Below are 22,550 nucleotides of genomic sequence, written 5' to 3'. Positions count from 1 at the left end.
AATTATGAAAAAGATATTCAAATATTTAGGTCTGCCAGTTCTTATGGCTGGTTTATTATGGTCTTGCGAGGATCTTGATGTGCCAATTACAACACAGCTGACCCCGGAAGTATTTCCTCAAAATTCAACACAATATATTCAGACAACCGGACCTGTTTACGCTGCATTCCGCGGTGAGTATTCATTTGCCTGGTGGTGGTCGCAGTCCTTATCTACAGACGAGGCTATTTTACCGGCAAGAGGAGGAAACTGGTTCGATAACCGAAACTATATCTCGATGCATTATCACGACTGGACGCCGGACAACGGAATCGTAGGAAGTCTTTGGGACTGGTCATCTAAAGTTATCGGAACCAGCAATCAGGCAATGTTCATTCTAAACCAGACTATGCCGGAAGGAGCCGACAAATCAACGCTTATTGCTGAGTTAAAAACCATGAGGGCCATTTCGTATTTTATGCTGATGGACAGCTACGGCGATGTGCCATTGGATACACTTTACGGAGATTTTACCGCTCATGCCAAAACCAGCAGAAAAGAAGTTTTTAATTTCATCGAAAGTGAATTAAAAAAATCTGTTCCAAACCTGAATCCGGCATCGGGAATATCAACGTACGGACGACCAAATAAACAAACAGCCAATGCGCTTTTGGCTAAATTATATTTAAATGCAGAGGTATATACAGGAACATCACGTTTTAACGAATGTATTGCAGCCTGCGATCAGGTAATCAATTCAGGATTGTACAATATCGAACCGAGAGCAACTTATCTGCAGATGTTCTACCCAAACAACGGACCGCAGATGAAAGAGTTTATTTTCGCCGTTCCTTATGATCCTGCAGCAGTAACAGTGGGCTTTAACGGACAAATGTATCATGCCCGTTATGATGTGCCGCGTTCAGAAAGAGCAAAATTCGGACTTCCGTACACACCAAGTGCACCAAGAAGTACCCTGCCTGAATTCTATGCCTATTTTAATGATCCTAATGATATTCGTAACAAACAATGGTTAACAGGATTGCAATTTATGAATGACGGTGTTACACCGGTTATGGTAACGACTACCAAAAAAGGATACGATCAGTTTTATACCGGATCTGATGGAAGCGCCGCTTTTACCTATCAGGTTAACTTAACACCGGATATTGTGCTGCGTCAGAGTGAAGCTTTATTTGACTGCGGGAATGATGAAATTGCATGGAACATGGGGTACAGAAACATTAAGTTCTATCCGGACAACACATCAACAAACCGTAACCAAAACAATGACGTTCCGTTTTTGCGCTATTCCGATATCCTTTTAATGAAAGCAGAAGCTATCCTTAGAGGCGGAAGTGTGACTCTTGGACAAAGCTCGGATGCTTTAGTAAATATGGTTCGTTCTAACCGTACTACATCAGCAGCATTAAGTGGTGTAACCTTAGAAGACCTTTATGCCGAAAGATGCCGCGAGTTCGCGCAGGAAGCATGGCACAGAAACGACATGATCCGTTTTGGAAAATTCGAAGGTTCATGGGGATTCAAAACCAATACCGATACTTACCGCCGCGTTTTCCCAATACCAACAAACGCGATGGTCTTAAACCCGGCTTTAACACAAACCGATGGTTATTAACTAAAAGAATTAGTACGCAGATTTTAATTGTAAAAAGGAGAGGAGAGTAAAAGTTCTTCTCCTTTTTTTAAATTTTGGATTTTTTGGAATTTGTGATTTCAAAAATTTGACATTTTTATCCAGACATTGTTTTGTCATTTCGACCGTAAGGGAGAAATCACACGATTATATAGGCAAAGATTGGAATTTGGACACCATGTGGCAGCAAACAGGCGAAGCAATTTAAAATATTGGAATTTACTCTTAGACTTGGAATTTAAAAACATAGATGAAAAAAACTAAAAAATATAAAATTGGACACATCGGAATAAGTTTAATTCTTATTTTTTTAGTGTCATGTAATGCCGAAAAAAATGTTTCCGTAAAAAAGAGGCAGCTATCAGATTTGGTATATCCACAGCTCGATACAGAAAATTCCAGATGGTTTTTCTTTTCTTCGGCAAGCCGTCCTTTTGGAATGGTAAATTTAAATCCCGACACCGAAATCAATGGTGACTGGGGAGGCGGCTATAAATACACTACCGATACCGTAAAAGGATTCAGTCATATTCACGAATGGCAGTTATCCGGTGTATCTGTGATGCCCGTTACTATTTCAGAGGAAAATAAACAGACCCTATTTAAAAACTTCTATTCCAAATTCAGCCATCAAACCGAAAAAATAAAACCCGGATACCATTATCTAAAACTAGACAAATACCAAATTACAGCCGAATTAACCAGTACAAAACGAGTAGGTTTTCATAAATACACCTTTCCTGTTCAGGCACAAAAAGCAATCCTTTTTAATCTGAACACGATTCTGGGACCCTGCGAAAACACAAACGGCACATTAGAAAAACACAACGATTACGAACTGTCAGGATCATTGGTCTTAAGCACCAATTTTAGACGTCCGAAACCCTTAACCGTATTTTTTAAAATCAAAACCAACGAACCTGTTACTTCGATAGACCGGGATCCGGCAACTGGAAACTATCTGGTTCATTTTGGAAAAACAACCGAAAAAATACTGATGAAAGTAGGAATTTCCTACACCTCAATTGAGAATGCCAATACCAATATAGAAACCGAATTACCACACTGGAACTTTAATAAAACAGTTTCAGATTCCGCAGACGAATGGAACAATTTACTGGGAAGAATTAAAATTCAAGGTGGTACAGAAACCGATCAAAGACGATTTTACACCGATCTTTGGCACGCCCTTCAGGGGAGAAAAATGATTAGTGATGCAAATGGAGCCTATCCTGATAATACTGGAGAAAAATTCAGGATAGGACATTTGCCTCTTAATGCAGATGGAAAGCCCAAATTCAACCACTATAATTCAGATGCTTTTTGGGGTGCACAATGGACAATAAACAACCTCTGGGGACTCGTTTATCCTGAAATCATGGAAGAATTTGTACACTCATTAATGCAGTATTACAAAGACGGAGGCATTATTCCGCGCGGTCCTTCAGGAGGAAATGATACCTATGTAATGACAGGCGCTTCAACTACGCCGTTTATTGTCAGCGCTATTCAAAAAGGAATTATAAAAGATGATTTAGAATCTATTTACATCGCACTCAAAAAAAACCATATGCTCGGCGGCCTTATGGGAAAAGCCGGATACGAACATAAAACCGATATTGGCGGCGGACTAAAATATTATCTCGAAAAAGGATATGTACCGTATCCGCTTCCTGAGGGAAATTTCGGAAGCCATGAAGACGGGGCGAGCCAGACTCTCGAATATGCCTATCAGGACTGGACTTTGGCGCAGCTTGCTAAAAAACTAAATCATGAAGACGATTACAAGTATTTCATGAAGAGATCTGAAAACTATAAAAATGTATTCGATCAGTCCGTTGGATGGATGCGCCCGAAAAACGTGAACGGAAAATGGCGTGAAAATTACGATCCCTATCAATATGAAAACGGATTTATAGAATCAAACGGTGCACAATCTACATGGTTTGTACCGCATGATCTTGATGGTCTGGCCAATTTAATGGGAGGAAAAGAAAAAGCCGTAACCCAACTAAACTCGCAGTTCGAAACCGCCAGGAAACTAAAATATACATCCGGTACCTCACATGATGCCGAATTGCATCCTGAATTCAGCAGAATTCCGGTAAACTTTGGCAACCAGCCATCAATGCAGACCTCGAATATATTTACATTGCTGCAAAGACCGGATTTGACTCAATATTGGACACGAAATGTCGTAAAAGAAACCTTTAGCGGCTTGTCTCCGACAACGGGCTACAACGGCGATGAAGATCAGGGATTAATGGGAAGTTTGAATGTACTGCTGAAGTTAGGACTGTTTCAGATGAATGGCGGTACAGATAAAGAAGCCGTTTATCAGATAGGAAGCCCAATATTTAGTAAAATTGAAATTCAGTTAAACCCGAAATATTATTCAGGAAAAAGCTTTGCTATTAAAGCCATGAATAACAACGATGAAAATGTCTATATAAAAGACATAAAATACAATAATACCGCAGTAAAAGATTTCACACTTTCGCATCAGAATATTACAAACGGAGGCGAATTAGTTTTGGAAATGTCCAGTAAACCGTAGTATTTTATAAAAACTATCAAACCAAATAAAAACCAAAAAATACTAAAGAAATAATACGAAATGAAAAACACAAAATCGATCATTTTTTTAGCAATAACCTTTCTGTTTATTACAAAAAACACGGCTCAAAAAGTCCACACCTACGTAGATCCCATGATCGGCTCAGAAGGCATCGGCCGTGTTTTTACAGGCCCTTCGTGCCCTTACGGAATGGTAAAACCAAGTCCTGACTGCACGGTGAGTCCCAACAGCGGGTGGCTTCCTGTGCCAAAAGAAGTAACAGGATTCAGCCAGGTTCATGTAAGCGGAACCGGAGGCGGCCCCAAATACGGAAACATCCAGATCATGCCTTTTTCCGGTGCGTTGGATAAACTGGACCAGACCGCACACAGATCCGAAGAAAATGTAAAACTCGGATATTACCAGTCGGTTTTTAAAGAAAACGGAATCAAAACCGAAATCACCACAGGCGAAAAAGTCTCTTTTTACCGGTTCACCTACCCAAAAAACACTTCAAAAGAACTCAAAATCGATCCGGGATTTTTCCTTGGCGAACAGCCTGAACCCGACGGCAGGGAAGCCCAGCAGTTTGTAGGTTCCCAGATTGAAATTGTTTCTAATACCGAAGTAAGAGGCTACAGCCGTATCAGGGGAGGATGGAACAACGGAAGAGCATACACCGTCTATTTCTGGGCCGTATTCGATCAGCCGATTGCCGGATCTGTAACCTGGAAAGACGGAAAATTTTATGCCGATGAAAAAACACAGTTTGATTCAGGGAAGAAAACCGCGGCGCTTCTTTCCTTTGGAAACACTGGAAAAGAAGAACTGAACGTTAAAATCGGAATCTCGTTTTTAAGCGAACTTAAAGCCAAAAATAATATTCAGGTTGAAATCCCGCATTGGGATTTTAATACCGTTTTAGCGTCATTAGAAAATAAATGGGAAAACCTTTTAAGCCGGATCCAGCTTTCAAAAGATACCTCCGAAGAATATAAAAAAATGTTCTACACCGGTTTATACCACACCATGATTATGCCCGTTGACCGGACAGGAGAAAACCCGTTATGGACAGACAACGAACCCTATTACGATGACTTTTATGCCATTTGGGACACATTCAGAACCTCAAGCCCTTTAATTACTTTAATAGACTCCAAACGCCAGGTAGAAATTGTAAACGCCATGATTAACATCTACAAACGCGAAGGCTACCTACCCGAAGGCAGAAGCGGCAACGACAACGGACGAACCCAGGGAGGTTCAAACGCTGAGGTTGTTCTGGCCGATGCTTTTGTGAAGAACCTAAAAGGCATCGATTACGAACTGGCACTTCAGGCCATGCTGAAAGACGCCACAGTCCCTCCCGGCGGAAACGAAGAAAAAGAAGGACGAGGCGGACTTATTGATTACCTGAAACTCGGCTACGTTCCTTACGGCACAGACCGCGCAGGAAACAGAACCATCGATTATTCATACAACGATTACAACATTGCCACAGTAGCCAAAGGACTGGGCAGAACAGACCTGTACAGCCAGTACATGAAACAAGCCGACAGCTGGCAGAATTTATGGCGCGATGATTATGAAAACCAGGGATCAAAAGGATTCATTATGCCCAAAGACAAAGACGGAAACTGGCTTGATGATATTGTTTTCGGTGAATCAAAAATCCAGAAACCCACTTTTAAATATACGCCCGTTATTATCGAATCTCCCTGGTATGTCTGCCATTGGTGCGTGTTTTTCTACGAAGGCAATTCATGGGAATATTCACTGAGCATTCCGCATGATGTGCCGGAACTGATAAAAAAATCAGGAGGCGAAAAAGCCTTCGAAAACCGACTAAACACCTTTTTTAATTCAGATTTGTATAATGTGGCCAATGAACCCTCTTTCCTGACACCTTGTTTGTACCACTGGATCGGGAAACCGTACCTGAGCAGTGACAGGATCAGAACCATCATAAAAAACAGTTTTAACAGCTCATCAGAAGGACTTCCCGGCAATGACGATTCCGGAGCGATGTCTTCGTGGCTGGCTTTCCACATGATGGGACTGTACCCAAATGCCGGACAGCCGTATTACCTGATCAATACCCCGCTGATAAAAGAAACGGCAATACAATTGGAAAACGGCAAAAGTTTTAAAATCACCACAAAGAAAATGAGTGATAAAAACAAATACATCAAAACAGCCCTGTTAAATGGAAAACCGTACGACAAAGCCTGGATTTCGCATGAAGATCTTAACAACGGAGGAGAACTGATATTAGAAATGGATTCAAAACCATCTAAATGGGGAACAGCACTGCTTCCTCCATTGAAATAAAAACAGCATCAAGATGAAAAATACAATTTTAGCCATTCTTTTATGTGTGATATTCCAAAATGCAAGATCACAAAGTTTTATCCCGGAAATTAAAAACAATACAGAATTTCATTATGTATGCAGGCTTCATGGACAGACCAGAACGCTGACCCTGACAGCCAAACCCGAAAACGAAGGACTCACTTTTAAACTCGAAACACGAGGAGTAAAAAGCAGTATTGTCATGCTTCCCGAGGCGGTTAAAAACGGAAATTCCTTAAGTTTTAATCAGGGCGAATATGAACCGGTTCTAAACCTGAAACCCAATGAAACTTTCTTTATGATTTCAAGGTCGGCATATCAGGAATTGACTCATTCTGATAAATTTATTTATAGCAATACTATTTATGATCTTGTAAAAAATAATAACAAAGAAAGCGTGATTATTCAGGGAAAAACAGTCGAAGCCTTACACGTAAAGGCACAGATAGACAAAACTGAAATGTGGATTGTAAAAAATCCAGAATTTCCGCTGATTTGCAAAGTACTTAAAAATCCGCTTGGAATAGACTTTACAATGGTGCAGGTAATTGACAAATAACAGCTGCGAAATGTTCCGTTTAGAAGATTCAATTCCGTCCAAAAAAAGCAAAACAGCAAATTATCAGGCTCATGTTACTCAAAACTATTTCTCTTTCTTTTTTACTTTTATCTGTTCTGGTTTCCTGCAAAACAGAGCAGCATCTGCCTGAGAAAAAAACACAAATTGCTTTTATCGCCGATGCGCATCTGCAGGATATTTTTGCAAAATTTGAAGACAACAGTTATCGGGGAATTAAAAATCCGGTAACAGGCGAATATGCCAATATCAGAACCATGAATGCCCAATTGCATTCGACAAGGATTTTCAATGAGAATTATTTTGCGTTTTTAGAAGCCTTAAACGATATTGTAAAAAGAGGCATCAAACAAGTTGTGCTTCCGGGCGATTTCAGCGATGACGGACAGCCCGTTCATGTAAAAGGTTTAAAGAAAATTCTAAATGAATATTCTAAAAAGTACGGACTTTCATTTTATGTCACCACAGGAAACCACGATGTGGTACGTCCTTTTGCACAAGACGCCCTTAAAACCGATTTTTTAGGAAAAGACGGAAAAGAACAGATTATCAGCAGTTCAAAAAATAATTTAGGAAAAACCAAACCGGAATTAGAACCCATTATTACAACCGGCATCAAAAACTGGGGCTATAAGGAAACCATACAAGAAATGGCGACTTTTGGTTTCTTTCCTAAAAAAAACGATTTGTATTGGGAAACCCCTTTTTCAAATTACAAATACGAAAATTACAACTATAAAGAAGCGCTGAAACAATCTGTTTTGGAGAAAAGAACGTATCTAATAAAAAATACCAATTTGTATCTGCCGGATGCCAGTTATGTGGTTGAACCTGTAAAAGGAATCTGGCTTCTGGCGATAGATGCAAATGCTTATGTTCCAAACGAAAAATTATCAGGCCAGTCCCAGAATCCGCATGATTTTTCAGGAGCCAATACAGGATATAATAACGTTCTTATTTATAAAAATCATCTCATCGATTGGGTTAAGAAAGTTTCGGCGGAAGCCGGACAAAAAGGAAAAATCCTGATAGCTTTCAGTCACTATCCAATGGTTGATTTTAATAACAATGCATCAGCAGAATTAAAAATGCTTTTTGGTGCCAATAAAATGCAGCTGCAAAGAGTTCCAAATGAGGAAGTCGCCTCGCATTTTGCAGATGCCGGAATTCAGATTCATTTTGGCGGGCACATGCACATTAACGACACAGGCGTACGGAAATCGGCAGAAGGAAATACATTGTTTAATATCCAGACACCTTCGCTGGCAGCGTATATGCCCGCTTATAAAATTCTGACGATTCATTCTAAAAATCAAATGGAAGTCGAAACTATTGTGATAGATAAAGTACCGAAATTCAATAGTTTATTTCCTTTTTATGAGCAGGAATATGTGCATTTGCAGAACACAAAAAGCACATCTATCTGGAATAAAGAAATTCTGAAAGCGCAGGATTATAAAGATTTTACCACTTGGCATTTAAAAGAACTCGTTCGTTTGAGATTTCTGCCCGACGATTTTCCGCCTGATTTTTTACAATCAATCGAAAAACGTTCCGGCAGGGAATTATTAGAACTCAACAAAAACATTTCAGAGCTGGATAAAGACTTGAAATCAAATTATTTAACCATATCCGATTTTGAATTCTGGACGGGTTTTGATATGATTTTCGATTTTTACCGCCTAAAAAATGCCGATGAACTGGCTGTTTCGGAAATTGGAAACGAGAGATTAAAACAATACAAACTGATATGCAGCGAGTTAAAAAAATCTACGGATCCAAAATTGGTTTTATGGGCCGGAATATTCCTGAAAACCATAAACGGCGAGCCTTCAGATCATTTTATGATTGATTTTAAAAACAACAAAATTGATAATTTATCTGTTAAATAATTTTGATATTTATTAAATTAAAAAGATTAAATTGCATTTATAATTTATTTCAATGAGACAAAAATCCTTTATATTATTCTTATTATCTGCTTTTTTTTATCATTCGTATTCACAGAATATAAAATTCTCGCATTATAATGATAATAACGGATTGTCTCATAATTCCGTGCGCCATATTGTTCAGGATAAAAAAGGCTTTTTATGGTTTGGTACTTTTTCCGGACTCAATCGTTTTGATGGGTATCAGTTTAAAAATTACATGAGCACAGCTTTAGGGAAAAATAAACTGTACAATGACGATATTACGGCATTGGAACTTGACGAAGCCTCTAATCATTTGTGGATTGGAACACGAAAAGGACTTACCCTTTTTAAAGTAGATACACATGAATTTGTGACTTTCCTAAAACAAAAAAATGATCCCAATAGTCTGCCAGACGAAGAAATCAGATCTATATATGTGGATAAATTTAAAAGAGTCTGGGTTGGTACCAAAACTCAGGGAATTTATATGTTCTATCAGAATGAAAACCGCTTTGAGAAAATCCCAATTAAAGGTTTCGATTACGTTAAGGAGATTTTTGAAGATAAAAGCGGTAATATCTGGGTAGGAAGTTATGAAAAAGGATCTGTTGCCAAAATAACGCTCGATGCCAAAGGTGCGATTGTACAAATGACCAATTACACACTTTCGGTGCCGCATTCCAATATCAAAAACCCGTATATCAATTTTATTTACGAAGATGCCAAATTGGATATTTTTGTGGGAACCCGCGAAGGTTTGTACAAACTCGACAAAGTAAACAATCAGTTTGTAAACTTATATATTGAAAACAAAGAAATAAGAGGCGCTTTGGGTCCGTATTTTTTATCTGTTGCACGCGCTCCGGATGGTAAATACTGGGTAGGAACGCTGGGCGGTTTATTGGTCTGTACTGAATTAGAAGATATTCAGAAAGGAAGTTACAAATGGTATTATTCTATTTTGTCTGACGATACTTCGCTTGTAGATAATTTAATATCAGCGCTTTATTTTGATACTTCTGGCGTATTATGGATTGGTACCGAAGACGGTCTGGACAAATACGATCCGTATGAAAACCAGTTTATTCTCAATAAAGATATATCGCGATACATAGGCAATCAGGCACCCAGAATAAGAGGATTTGCTAAAACGTATGATGAAAAGGTAATTGTTGCGACCTATCATAACGGACTTTTTATTTCGACTCCAAAAGGATCTTCTCCTTTGTATAATTACGGAAAAGACATTGCCAGTATTTATTCTAATGACGGGAAAACGTTTTACTGCGGTCTCTGGGACGGGAATATTTTAGTGTACAATTATGCCTCAAATTCAGGCAGGGAAATCAATGCCGGTTTTGAAAAATCCCCTGTTTTTGCTTTTAGTAAAATCAGTGATGATGCCATGATTGTGGGATCTTTTGGGGAAGGAGCCGTTATTCTGAACACCAAAACGCTCCAGGTCCAGACTTCAAAAGGCAAATTGCTGCCGGGTTTTCAGATCAATTCAATCGAAAGAGATGCAAAAAATAACGTCTGGTTTGCCACCGAAACCGGAGTTGTAAAATACAATATCGGTTCAGCCAAAATAGAAACCTACTCGTCACTTTCTGTCAAAGAAAAAGGCGTGCCTCATGACGATAACGTAAGCGATATTCTGGCAGATAAAAAAGGGAAAATCTGGGCCGCAACACGCTTTGGATTATGCCTGTACAATCCCAAAAAGAACGAATTTGAACCTGTAAAAAATCTCAAAGAACTTTCAGGAAAATGGGTAACAGATATACTTTCAGATTACAACGGGGATTTGTGGCTCAACATTAATAATAACAATATTGCCTGGGTAAAATCGAATTTAAGCGATGTTAATATTTACCACGTAAACAGCGGGAACAGACTGGATGTTTTCAGTTCCGGCGGTTTCTTCAATTTTAATAATTCCAATATTTATCTGGGCGGAAAAAACGGGATTATTTCTTTTTCGCCGCACAATATGAAAAGAAATAAATGGTCGCCGCTGCCGGTTATATCAGAATTTAAAATTCAGAACGAAGAGGTTTTTCCGGAAATGGAAATCAACGGAGAAATTCCGCTTTCAAAAGATTTGAATTATGGAAATGAAATCGAACTCAATCATAAAAACCGAAACTTTTCGATCCAGTTTTCGACCCCATCGTTTGCCAATGAAAAACTGAATAAGTTTCAGTACATGCTCGAAGGTTTTGACAAACATTGGATTACCGTAAACAGCACTTCGAGAATTGTGCAGTACACCAACCTTTATCCGGGAAATTATGTTTTTAAAATAAGATCCTGCAACAGCGATGGTTACTGGAGTAAAACGGTTTCGTATAAAATTAAAATCCTGCCGCCTTTCTGGCTTACACCGACATCGTTTTTATTATTTTTTGCTATTCTGTTTGGTGTTTTTTACTTCATCCGAAAAGAAATTAAAAACCGAATCCGCCTGAAACAGGAGTTATTGACCGAAAAAGTAAACCGTGAACATGACGTAAAATTAAACAATGAAAAATTACGTTTCTTCACCAATATTTCGCATGAACTGCGTACACCTTTAACGCTTATTTTAGGCCCTGCCAAACAGTTACTGGACGAAAACAGCAATGCGACAGATTATGAAAGAAGCCGTTATAATCTCATTTATCAAAATGCCAGCCGATTACTCAATCTGGTGAATCAGGTTCTAGATTTTAGAAAAGCACAGTCGGGTGAATTGAAACTGAAGGTTACTAAAACAGATATTCTTTCGTATTCAAAAAACATTTTCGATTCTTTTAAAGAAATGGCTTATAACAAAAAGATTAAGCTTAGTTTTATTTCAGAAGATGATGCCATCAACGGCTGGATTGATAATGACAAGTACGATAAAATTTTGTACAACCTTTTGTCGAATGCCTTAAAATTTACCAATAAACACGGAAATGTAGATTTGTATATCAGGCTTAAAGATACGGTTGAAGATATTTTAATTATCGAAGTTACAGATGACGGAATTGGTATTCCGCTGAAAAGCCAGGAAAAAATCTTTAAACGTTTTTATCAGGCTTCAAACAGTAAAGACAATAATACCGGATCAGGAATTGGGTTATCACTGGTTAAATCTCTGGTTGCCATTCATAAAGGATTGATTACGGTGGAAAGCACGCCGGGAAAAGGAAGTACTTTCAGGGTTGAAATCCCAATTGACCGTACTTTGTATGAACATAAGGAAGTATTTGAATATGCTTTGAAAAATGACAATCAGAGCATGCTGATTCCTGAAAAAGCAGTCAAAAAGATTATTCAGAATACAGAATTGAAAGAAAAAATTCTGGTAATCGAAGACAACAACGAACTTAGAAAATATCTGGTTGATTATTTGTCCGATTACTACAAAGTTTATGACGCCGAAAACGGGGAGGAAGGTCTTAAAATCTGCCGACAGGTAAAACCAATCCTTTGTGTTGCCGATGTTATGATGCCTGTTATGGACGGGCTGGAATTTTGCAAAGAACTAAAAAATGATGAATTCATAAGCCATATTCCGGTTGTCATGCTGACCGCATTAGGAGAAAATATGGACAAGGTAAAAGGCTACGATATGGGCGCCGATGGGTATCTGGTAAAACCATTTGAACCTTTACTGCTTAAAACTGTTATAGAAAATATCGTAAAATCGAGACTGGAACTGAAACAAAAATTCTCGGGCGAGGTAGAAAGTAAAATCAGTATGCTCACACATTCGCCTATAGACGAAGAATTTATGGAAAAAATCACCAGTTTAATCAATGATAATTTAAGTGAAGTAGATCTTTCTACAGATTTCCTGTGTGATAAACTGGGCGTAAGTTCTTCTAAACTCTACCGAAAAATCAAAGAATTAACAGATCTGGCGCCAAACGAGTTCATAAGAACAATCCGTTTAAAGAAATCAGCAGAATTGTTGAAATCCAAGAAATACAATGTTTCAGAAGTAACGAATCTGGTTGGTTTTAATGATCCTTTGTATTTCAGCCGCTGTTTCAAAAAACAATTCGGTTTCCCGCCAAGCAAGCTGATTAATTAGTTTTTGCCGCGAATTCACGAATTTTCGCAAATGTATTGTGCACTTATTCCCTGATGATGTCTTGAATCTTTGATAAATTTCATCATATAATGTTGTCAATTCGAACGATAGGAAGAAATCATAAGAAACTCTACAATGATTGTCACAAATTTTATTCTCATAAATAACTGAAAAAATCAATTGCCTCCAGCTTTAGCCTGAGGCAGTTGATTTAAAGATTTTTCGGAAAACATAATTCAAGGTTTCAGCCCTGGGTAATGTTTACATGCAAAACTAAAATCATTTTTAATTTTTGTAATCTGCTGCAAAAAACACTCCACACAATATATAGCAGATTTAAAAGTCTTTTTTTGATTGTAAATTCCTACAAAAATAAGAATTATCCATGTTTTTGATGTATTAATCCATTTTGAAAGCAGGAGGTAATTCTATTTTTGTCTTATAACTTTTAACCTTTTAGCATTATGAAAAAGCATATAGACACAGACAATCCACTGAATAATTTAGATGAATGGGAAGATGATTTGTTACTGCGATATCCTGATCCTTCTGAAAGCGCACCCGAAAAGCAAAAAGAAGAATTCAGGAATTATGTAGATTCTGAAAGAGTAGAAACCGTTAAAGAGTTTTACAGAATAAATCATACTTACCAGACTTACGATTTTGTATGCAGTAAAGAACAGGAATTTCTGCAGTTTAATAAAAAAGAAATGTCAATCTGGGAAGCTGTCGATTTTTTGAACACACTTGTAGACGACAGCGACCCGGATATTGACTTAGACCAGACACAACATCTTTTACAGACATCAGAAGCCATTAGAGCAGACGGTCATCCGGACTGGTTCGTACTGACGGGATTTATTCATGATCTGGGTAAAATTTTATGTTTGTTTGGAGAACCGCAATGGGCTGTTGTAGGCGATACGTTTCCGGTTGGCTGTGCGTATTCAGATAAAATTGTGTATTCGGAATTCTTCAAAGAAAATCCGGATTATACAGACGAAAGATTCAATACCAAATTTGGTGTGTATACAGAAAACTGCGGACTCGACAATGTAAAAATGAGCTGGGGCCACGACGAATATCTGTATCAGATTATGAAAGATTATCTTCCTGATCCGGCTTTATACATGATTCGTTACCACTCGTTTTATTCACAGCATAAAGAAAATGCCTATGCTCATTTAATGAACGAAAAAGACATAGAAATGTTTGACTGGGTTAGAAAGTTCAATCCGTATGATTTGTATACCAAAGCACCTGTAAAACCGGATGTAAAAGCACTTCTTCCGTACTATAAAGAATTAGCAGCCAAATACCTGCCTGAAAAACTGAAGTTCTAACCAGACTTTAGCAGCTTTTGGATTTTGTAATTCTTTCGGATGAGGACTTAAAAATAAAAATAATGTATACTACCAAAACCAAAATATTTTTTATAAGCCTATTGCAGCTTTGCGCTGCAGCAGTTTCGGCTCAGGAAAAAGATCGTAAAGACTGGGAAAATCCTCAGGTATTCCAGATTAACAGAGAACCGGCGCGGGCTGCTTTTCTTCCGTATGCCGATGAAACCTCGGCAATACAGGATAAATACGAAAACTCGCCGTGGTACTTTTCGTTAAATGGAAAATGGAAATTTTCCTGGTCGCCAACGCCCGATCAGCGCCCGAAAGATTTTTACAAAACCGATTTCAGCACTTTGCACTGGAAGGAGTTACAAGTGCCTTCAAACTGGGAATTAAACGGTTATGGTGTGCCTATTTACACCAATATTACATATCCGTTCGAGAAAAATCCGCCTTTTATTAACCATTCGGACAATCCGGTTGGTTCTTATAAAAGAGATTTTGTCCTGCCTGAAAACTGGAAAAACCGACACGTTTTTCTTCATTTTGAAGCCGGAACATCGGCCATGTACATTTGGGTAAACGGACAAAAAGTAGGTTATACCGAAAACACCAAAAGTCCGGCAGAATTTGATATTTCGAAATATTTAAAACCCGGAAAAAATGACCTTGCGATTGAAGTTTACAGATGGAGCGATGGTTCGTATCTTGAAGATCAGGACATGTGGAGGCTTTCTGGAATTGACAGAAATGTGTATTTGTACAGTACAAATGATGTTCGTATTGCCGATTTTTTTGCCAAGCCTGATTTGGATGCGAATTACAAAAACGGAAGTTTAAATGTAGAAGTAAGTTTAAAAAACCTGACTTCAACTTCGGTTAACAATCAAAAATTAACTGCAAAACTAGTTGATGCTTCAGGGAAAAATGTTTTCAGTAAAGAACTTGCTGTCAATTTTGAAGCCTCAAAAATTCAGAATTTGAATTTTTCGCAAAGCGTATCTTCTCCTAAATTATGGAGCAGCGAAACACCAAATTTATACACGCTTCTGCTGACTTTAAAAAATGCGAAGGGAGAAATTGTAGAAACAGTTGGCACACAAATCGGATTTAGAAAAGTAGAATTAAAAGGCGGTCAGTTACTCGTAAACGGAGTCAGGCTGATGGTTCACGGCGTTAACATTCACGAACACAATCCGGAAACCGGACATTATCAGGATGAAGCAACGATGATGAAAGATATTAAGATGATGAAACAGCTCAACATTAATTCTGTTCGCTGCAGTCATTATCCAAACAATATTTTATGGGTAAAATTATGTAACAAATACGGTTTGTTTTTGGTAGATGAAGCCAATATCGAAAGTCATGGAATGGGAGTAGAAGGACAGCCTCTAATCTGGATGAATCCAAAAACGAATCCGGGCCATCTTCCGGAATGGAGAGAAGCACATCTGGACCGAATTTATAGTCTGGTGGAAAGAGATAAAAATATGCCGTCTGTAATTATCTGGTCATTAGGTAATGAAAGTGCCAACGGACCTGTTTTTCATGAGGCTTACAAATGGATTAAAAAGAGAGACAATACAAGATTAGTTCAGTTTGAGCAGGCAAAAGAAAACGAAAATACCGATATCGTTTGTCCAATGTACCCAACGATTGACTACATGAAAGAATATGCTGCAAGAAAAGAAGTCAGCCGTCCGTACATCATGTGTGAGTATTCGCATGCGATGGGCAACAGCAGCGGAAATTTTCAGGAATACTGGGATATCATTCGCGGCAGCAAAAACATGCAGGGCGGTTTTATCTGGGACTGGGTAGATCAGGGCTATTTAAGAACCGATGAAGCAGGCCGAAAATACTGGGCGTACGGAGGCGATATGGGAAGCCAGAATTACCTGAATGACGAAAACTTCTGTCACAACGGATTGGTTTATGCCGACAGAACACCGCATCCGGGCGCTTTTGAAGTAAAAAAAGTATATCAGGATATTCGATTTCAGGCCGTTGACACTAAAAATGGCATAATCGAAATTATAAACGATTTTGGATTTACAAACCTGAATAAATACAATTTTAGATACGAGGTTTTAGAAAATGGAAAAGTAATAAAAGAAGGAACTCTGAATGTGGCTTTAGCCCCGAAATCTAAAAAACAATTTAAAATTGAGCTTCCAAAATTACAATCAAAACCGGGAACAGAATATTTACTGAACATTTTTGCGAATACCAAAACAGGATCAGAATTACTGCCTCAGGATTTTGAAATTGCCAAAGAACAGTTTGTAATCGAAGACTCCAAATATTTTGAAAAAACAGAGCAATCTGTTTCTTCTAAAATTCAGGATGAAAAAGACCAGTTTGTTTTAAGTACCGAAAATGTAACAGTGAAGATCAGCAAAACAACGGGGCTGATTTCGTATTACAATTTAAAAGGCGAGGAGTATTTTAAACAATATCCTGAACCAAATTTCTGGCGTGCGCCAACGGATAATGATATAGGAAATAAAATGCAGATTAGAACTAATGTATGGCGTACAGCAGGCAAAAATACCACGCTCGAAAATATTCAGCAGACAGAGGAAAACGGTAAGAAATACGTGATTGCAAAACTAAAATTAAATGATGTTTTTTCAGATTACACAATCAAATATTCTCTTGCAGATGATGGTGCTCTGGAAATTCAGGCTTCTTATAAAAAAGGAAATAATCCGGTACCGGAATTACCGCGTTTCGGAATGATTTTCACCTTAAAAAATAAACTGGAAAATCTGGATTATTATGGAAGAGGACCTTTGGAAAATTATCCGGACAGAAAAACATCATCTTTTAAAGGAATTTATACCAGTAAAGTTGCAGACCAATACGTGCCTTATACACGCCCGCAGGAAAATGGATATAAGACAGATGTTCGCTGGTTTAAATTAGCAGCGAATAAAGGAAACGGCATCGAAATAAAAGGTCTGCAGCCTTTAGGTATGAGTACTTTGAACAATTATCCAAGTGATTTCGACGGAGGGATCTCTAAAAAGAACATTCATTCCAGCGACATCACACCAAGAGACGAAGTAGTAGTATGTGTAGACCTGACACAGCGCGGACTGGGAGGTGACAACAGCTGGGGACTTCCGCCGCACGAACAATATACATTAACACAAAGCGAGTACAGCTACGGATTTATTATAAAACCTGTTTTTTAGTGTTCAGTCTTAGTTTACAGTCGCAGTTACAGTTTACAGTGAGCACTGCGGCAAAAAACTGCGACTGACACTGATTATTAAAAAACCGAAAACTGCGACTGAAAACTGACCACTACTAATAACGACCACAAAAAAATGACAAACAACAGATTACTTTCCCTGGATGCCCTGAGAGGCTTCGTTATGTTCTGGATCATGAGCGGGGAACATATCATACATGCCTTGGCGAAAGCTGCACCGATTCCGGTTTTTGTCTGGATGTCGTCGCAATTACATCACGCAGAATGGAACGGAATAACCTTTTACGACATGATATTTCCGGTATTTTTATTTGTAGCCGGATTTTCAATGCCATATTCTTTTGATAAAAAAATACAGTCAGCAGGAGTAAAAACGGCAAATGATCTGCCATCAGAAGAAAAACAAAAAATATACCTCTCCATGCTCAGGAGAACCTGTATACTTATTGTATTAGGCTTTGTAGTAAACGGATTGCTAAAGTTTGATGGTTTCGATCAGACCCGTTTTGCCAGTGTTTTGGGCCGAATAGGTATTGCCTGGTTTCTGGCGGGAATTATTTATCTCAATTTTGATTTAAAAAAGCAGGTAATCTGGTGTATTGGCATTTTATTAGGTTATTATGCAGCGATGAAATGGGTTCCGGTTCCTGATTTTGGAGCCGGTGTTTTAACCAAAGAAGGTTCGCTGGAAGCTTACATCGACCGATTGCTTTTACCCGGCAGGCTTCACAGCACGGTTTATGACCCGGAAGGTATTTTGTCGACTATTCCGGCAGTTTCTACGGCGTTGCTGGGTGTTTTTTCGGGAACGTTTTTGAGAGCCAGAATTTATTATTCGATAAATGTAAAACTGCTGACGATGACGCTGTCTGCAATTCTTTTAATTCTCATTGGAATTCTTTGGGATTTTGATTTTCCAATCAACAAACACTTATGGACGAGTTCTTTTGTTTGTTTTGTAGGCGGCTTTAGTATTTTGTTCTTTATCTTTTTCTATGTGATAATTGACCTTTTGGGTCTCCATAAATGGGCATTTCCACTTATTTTAATTGGTTCAAATTCGATTCTGATTTACATCGCAGCCGAAGGTCTTGTTGATTTCAAACATACTGCAGATTATGTTTTTGGCGGTCTTATTGAGTTTCTGCCTCTTATATGGCAGCCGGTTTTTGCAGCATTATCTGTTACGATGGTACAGCTTATTTTACTGTACTTTTTATATAAGAAAAAATGGTTTTTAAAGATATAGAAAGCTGTTAAGGATAATTTTAAACACATAGAAACATAGGTTTTTTTTCAATGCAGAGAGTTAATGAAGGAGAAAATAGAAAATTAGTTTTTTTACACATAGCTGTGTGTTTAACTTTTGCTTGTAGATTTTAAACACATAGAAACATAGTTTTTTTTATGTGAAAGAATAAAAACAGGATTGAATAAAAAACTAATTTTTTACACATAGCTATGTGCATTTAAACAAATGAAATACCTTTTTATTAAACATTAAAACTATGTTCCTATGTGTTAAATAAAAATACATTTTACTGACTAACCACAAAATAACCACACTTTATGAATGTATTACAAACCGCAGACTACATTGTCTTCTTTATTTATTTCGTCATTGTTACCTCGTACGGAATGTATATTTACAGAAGCAGAAAAAATGCCCAGACCAGCTCCAACGAATATTTTCTGGCAGAAGGTTCCTTAACCTGGTGGGCCATTGGAGCTTCGCTGATAGCGTCTAATATTTCGGCAGAACATTTTATCGGCATGAGTGGTTCGGGATTTGCTATTGGACTGGCTATTGCTTCTTACGAATGGATGTCGGCTGCCACCTTAATTATCGTAGCCATGTTTATTCTGCCTATTTATCTTAAAAATAAGATATTTACCATGCCGCAGTTTTTAGCCAAAAGATACAGCGGGACTGTAAGTACGATTATGGCCGTAATCTGGCTTTTGATTTATGTATTTGTTAACCTGACTTCGATTATTTATTTAGGTGCTTTGGCAATCTCGTCAATTGCACCCGTAAGCTTTCAGTTTTGTGTCATAGGACTTAGTTTATTTTCTGTTATCGTTACTTTAGGCGGTATGAAAGTAATAGGTTATACTGATATGTTTCAGGTAATTGTATTAATTCTTGGCGGATTGGTAACGACATATCTGGCCTTAACTTTACTCTCGGAACAATTTGGTTTTGGAAAAGATATTCTAAAAGGACTTGCTGTAATTGCAGACGAAGCTCCGGGACATCTGCATATGATTCTCGATAAATCAGATCCTCATTACAATGAACTTCCGGGAATGTCGGTTTTGGTTGGCGGTATGCTCATTAATAATCTGGCTTATTGGGGCTGTAACCAGTACATCGTTCAGAGAGCCCTTGGTGCCGATTTAAAAACGGCCCGTAAAGGAATTTTGTTTGCTGCTTTCCTGAAATTATTAGTGCCCATTATTGCCGTTTTACCCGGAATCGCCATGTTTGTAATGCATCAAAACGGCATGTTTCAGCACGAAATGGTAGATGCTTCGGGAGTTTTAAAACCGGATCATGCCTACCCAACGTTGATGAATTTACTTCCTGCCGGATTAAAAGGCGTGGCTCTGGCGGCCTTAACAGCGGCAATTGTAGCTTCGCTGGCCGGAAAAGCCAATAGTATTTCGACCATATTTTCTTTAGATATTTATAAAAAATACTTCAATTCCGGAGCATCAGAAAAAAAACTTGTTCGTACCGGAAGATGGTGCGTTGTAGTCTGCATGATTATCGCGGCATTTGTAGCTCCGGCATTAAAATCATTAGATCAGGCATACCAGTTTATTCAGGAATATGTAGGGTTCTTTTCACCTGGAGTTTTAGCTGTTTTCCTGCTGGGAATGTTCTGGAAAAAAACAACGCCTTCAGCCGGACTTATTGGGGCATTACTGACAGTACCAATTGCAGCAGTTTTAAAATTTCTGCCTATGTGGACAAACGGTGCATTTCCTGATTATCCTTTCTTAGACAGAATGACGATTGTTTTTTTCATTATCGTATTAATTATGGTTGTCATCAGCCTTGTTAAACCGGAACCGGAACAGCAGTCTGAAACACACCGTATCGAAGTTGATAATTCTATGTTTAAAGTATCATCAGAATTTATTATCGGATCTTTCATCATCTGCGGCATATTAGTGGCCTTATACACGGTTTTTTGGTAACTTTAGATCTAATACTTAAGAGTATGAATAACAGTAAAATAATTTTTAGAAACTGTCTGATTTTGCTTTTTCTTCTTCAGTTCAGTATCAATCAGGAAATATATGCCCAAAAGAAGAAAGAGTACCTGGTAACTTCGTTTGGCGCTGTGGCCGATGGTAAAACAGTAAACACAAAAGCGATTCAGAAAGCCATCGATGCAGCTTATAAAAATAAAGGAGGAAAAGTAATCTTTTCAAAAGGAAAATACCTTTCCGGAAGTTTGATTTTGAAAGATAATGTCGAATTGTATCTGGAAGAAGGAGCTGTTTTATTAGGAAGCATCAATCCGGATGATTACCCAAAATATCAGGAAATCAGGGCATTGATTATAGCGTATCAATCCAAAAATATTGCCGTAAACGGAAAAGGAATTATAGACGGACAGGGCAGGGAACTCGCACTGGCAATCGACAGTCTGCACCATACAGGAGTGCGAATTGATCCCAAATACAATTACCGCAGAATGCGCCCGGAAGATGGAAGAGGAAAACTGATTTCGTTTGTAAAATGCGATTCAATTGTCATGACCCATATTACACTTAAAAACAGTCCGGGCTGGGTGAACTGTTTTACAGACTGCCGCAATATTGTTGTAGACTCGATGAAAGTAGAAAGTAGAGCCTATTGGAACAATGACGGAATTGACGTTAACGGCTGTGAGAATGTCCGAATAACGAACTGTAACGTAAATACTGCCGATGACGGAATCTGTTTAAAATCAGAAGTGCCGGGACTGGAAAATAACAATATCTATATTGCCAATTGTATCATAAGATCCAGTGCCAATGCTGTGAAATTTGGAACAGGTTCTTACGGAAGTTTTAAAAATGTAACCATAGAAAATATCACCGTTTTTGATACTTTCAGATCTGCCATTGCCATTGAATCTGTGGACGGTGCCGAAATAGAAAATATCAAAGTTTCAAATGTAACTGCTGTAAATACCGGAAATGCAATTTTGATCAGGTTAGGACATCGCAACGGAGACAAACCGGGATATATTAAAAACGTATCAATTAAAAATGTAAAAGCGCAAATACCTTTCGGCCGTCCGGATATCGATTACGATCTGCGCGGACCCGAAGTAGATTATTTCCATAATCCTTTTCCGGCTTCAATTGCAGGAATTCCGGGACATTCGATTGAAAATGTGATTCTGGAAAACATCGAGATCATCTATCCGGGAAGAGCATCCAAAGGAATGGCCTATCATCCTTTAAGCCGGCTGAAAGATGTAAAAGAAAACATAAAAGGCTATCCTGAATTTACCATGTTTGGCGAACTGCCTTCGTGGGGCTTTTATGTCCGCCATGTAAACGGAATCGAAATGAAAAACATAAAACTGATTCTGGACAAAGAAGATTTTCGTCCCGCCTTTGTTTTTGATGACGTAAAAAAACTTGCGATGAAGGAAATCAATGTTCCATCGGATAAAATTAATCAGATTGTTTTTAAAGATGTTATTTCGGATAATCTGGACAGCGAATCTTTAAAAAGAAAAACCGAACCCGAGCAGAATAAATTCGAACTGCCGGTCAATTGAATTTAGTTTCACGCTGATTTTTCAGATTTAAGCAGATTTCAATCGATTTTTTTCTAAAATATCTGCAAGATCTGCTTACATCTTTTTAAA

The 22,550-nt window shown here is 38.2% G+C and carries 11 protein-coding genes; all 11 read left to right on the top strand.

Features of this window, described 5'->3' with window-relative positions:
- Window positions 1-4 precede the first annotated feature (4 nt).
- The 11 genes from OZP11_RS04190 to OZP11_RS04140 all read left to right on the top strand — a co-directional run bounded on the left by OZP11_RS04190 (window position 5) and on the right by OZP11_RS04140 (window position 22,460).
- Window positions 5-1,618 carry a RagB/SusD family nutrient uptake outer membrane protein gene (locus tag OZP11_RS04190; RefSeq protein ID WP_281233970.1) on the top strand — a complete coding sequence of 538 codons (1,614 nt, stop codon included), beginning with the start codon at window positions 5-7 and terminating at the stop codon, window positions 1,616-1,618.
- A gap of 268 nt (window positions 1,619-1,886) precedes the next feature.
- Window positions 1,887-4,193 (top strand): GH92 family glycosyl hydrolase, encoded by a 2,307-nt coding sequence (locus tag OZP11_RS04185; protein ID WP_281233969.1) that lies wholly within the window; start codon window positions 1,887-1,889, stop codon window positions 4,191-4,193.
- A 60-nt stretch (window positions 4,194-4,253) separates the two neighbouring features.
- The gene (locus OZP11_RS04180; protein ID WP_281233968.1) at window positions 4,254-6,524 is read left to right on the top strand and encodes a GH92 family glycosyl hydrolase; all 2,271 of its coding nucleotides are present in this window, start codon (window positions 4,254-4,256) and stop codon (window positions 6,522-6,524) included.
- A 13-nt stretch (window positions 6,525-6,537) separates the two neighbouring features.
- Window positions 6,538-7,104, top strand: coding sequence for a hypothetical protein (locus OZP11_RS04175; protein ID WP_281233967.1), 567 nt, complete (start codon window positions 6,538-6,540; stop codon window positions 7,102-7,104).
- Between the two features lie 71 nt (window positions 7,105-7,175).
- Window positions 7,176-9,014, top strand: a complete 1,839-nt coding sequence (locus tag OZP11_RS04170) for a metallophosphoesterase family protein (RefSeq protein WP_281233966.1) — start codon at window positions 7,176-7,178, stop codon at window positions 9,012-9,014.
- 52 nt (window positions 9,015-9,066) lie between these two features.
- Entirely contained in the window at window positions 9,067-13,104 is a 4,038-nt protein-coding gene (locus tag OZP11_RS04165; RefSeq protein WP_281233965.1) for a hybrid sensor histidine kinase/response regulator transcription factor, read from the top strand.
- A 464-nt stretch (window positions 13,105-13,568) separates the two neighbouring features.
- Entirely contained in the window at window positions 13,569-14,447 is an 879-nt protein-coding gene (locus OZP11_RS04160) for an inositol oxygenase family protein (RefSeq protein ID WP_281233964.1), read from the top strand.
- A 62-nt stretch (window positions 14,448-14,509) separates the two neighbouring features.
- A complete protein-coding gene (lacZ, locus tag OZP11_RS04155; protein WP_281233963.1) occupies window positions 14,510-17,650 on the top strand; it encodes a beta-galactosidase, LacZ type in 3,141 nt (1,046 codons plus the stop codon).
- Between the two features lie 135 nt (window positions 17,651-17,785).
- Window positions 17,786-18,919, top strand: a complete 1,134-nt coding sequence (locus tag OZP11_RS04150; protein ID WP_281233962.1) for an acyltransferase family protein — start codon at window positions 17,786-17,788, stop codon at window positions 18,917-18,919.
- Window positions 18,920-19,239: 320 nt separating this feature from the next.
- Window positions 19,240-20,877 carry a sodium/sugar symporter gene (locus OZP11_RS04145; RefSeq protein ID WP_281233961.1) on the top strand — a complete coding sequence of 546 codons (1,638 nt, stop codon included), beginning with the start codon at window positions 19,240-19,242 and terminating at the stop codon, window positions 20,875-20,877.
- A gap of 23 nt (window positions 20,878-20,900) precedes the next feature.
- Window positions 20,901-22,460, top strand: a complete 1,560-nt coding sequence (locus tag OZP11_RS04140) for a glycoside hydrolase family 28 protein (protein WP_281233960.1) — start codon at window positions 20,901-20,903, stop codon at window positions 22,458-22,460.
- The last annotated feature ends 90 nt before the right edge of the window (window positions 22,461-22,550 follow it).

Source organism: Flavobacterium gelatinilyticum (assembly GCF_027111295.1).
GTDB classification, from domain to species: Bacteria; Bacteroidota; Bacteroidia; order Flavobacteriales; family Flavobacteriaceae; genus Flavobacterium; species Flavobacterium gelatinilyticum.
This window is presented reverse-complemented; position numbering and strand designations above follow the sequence as displayed.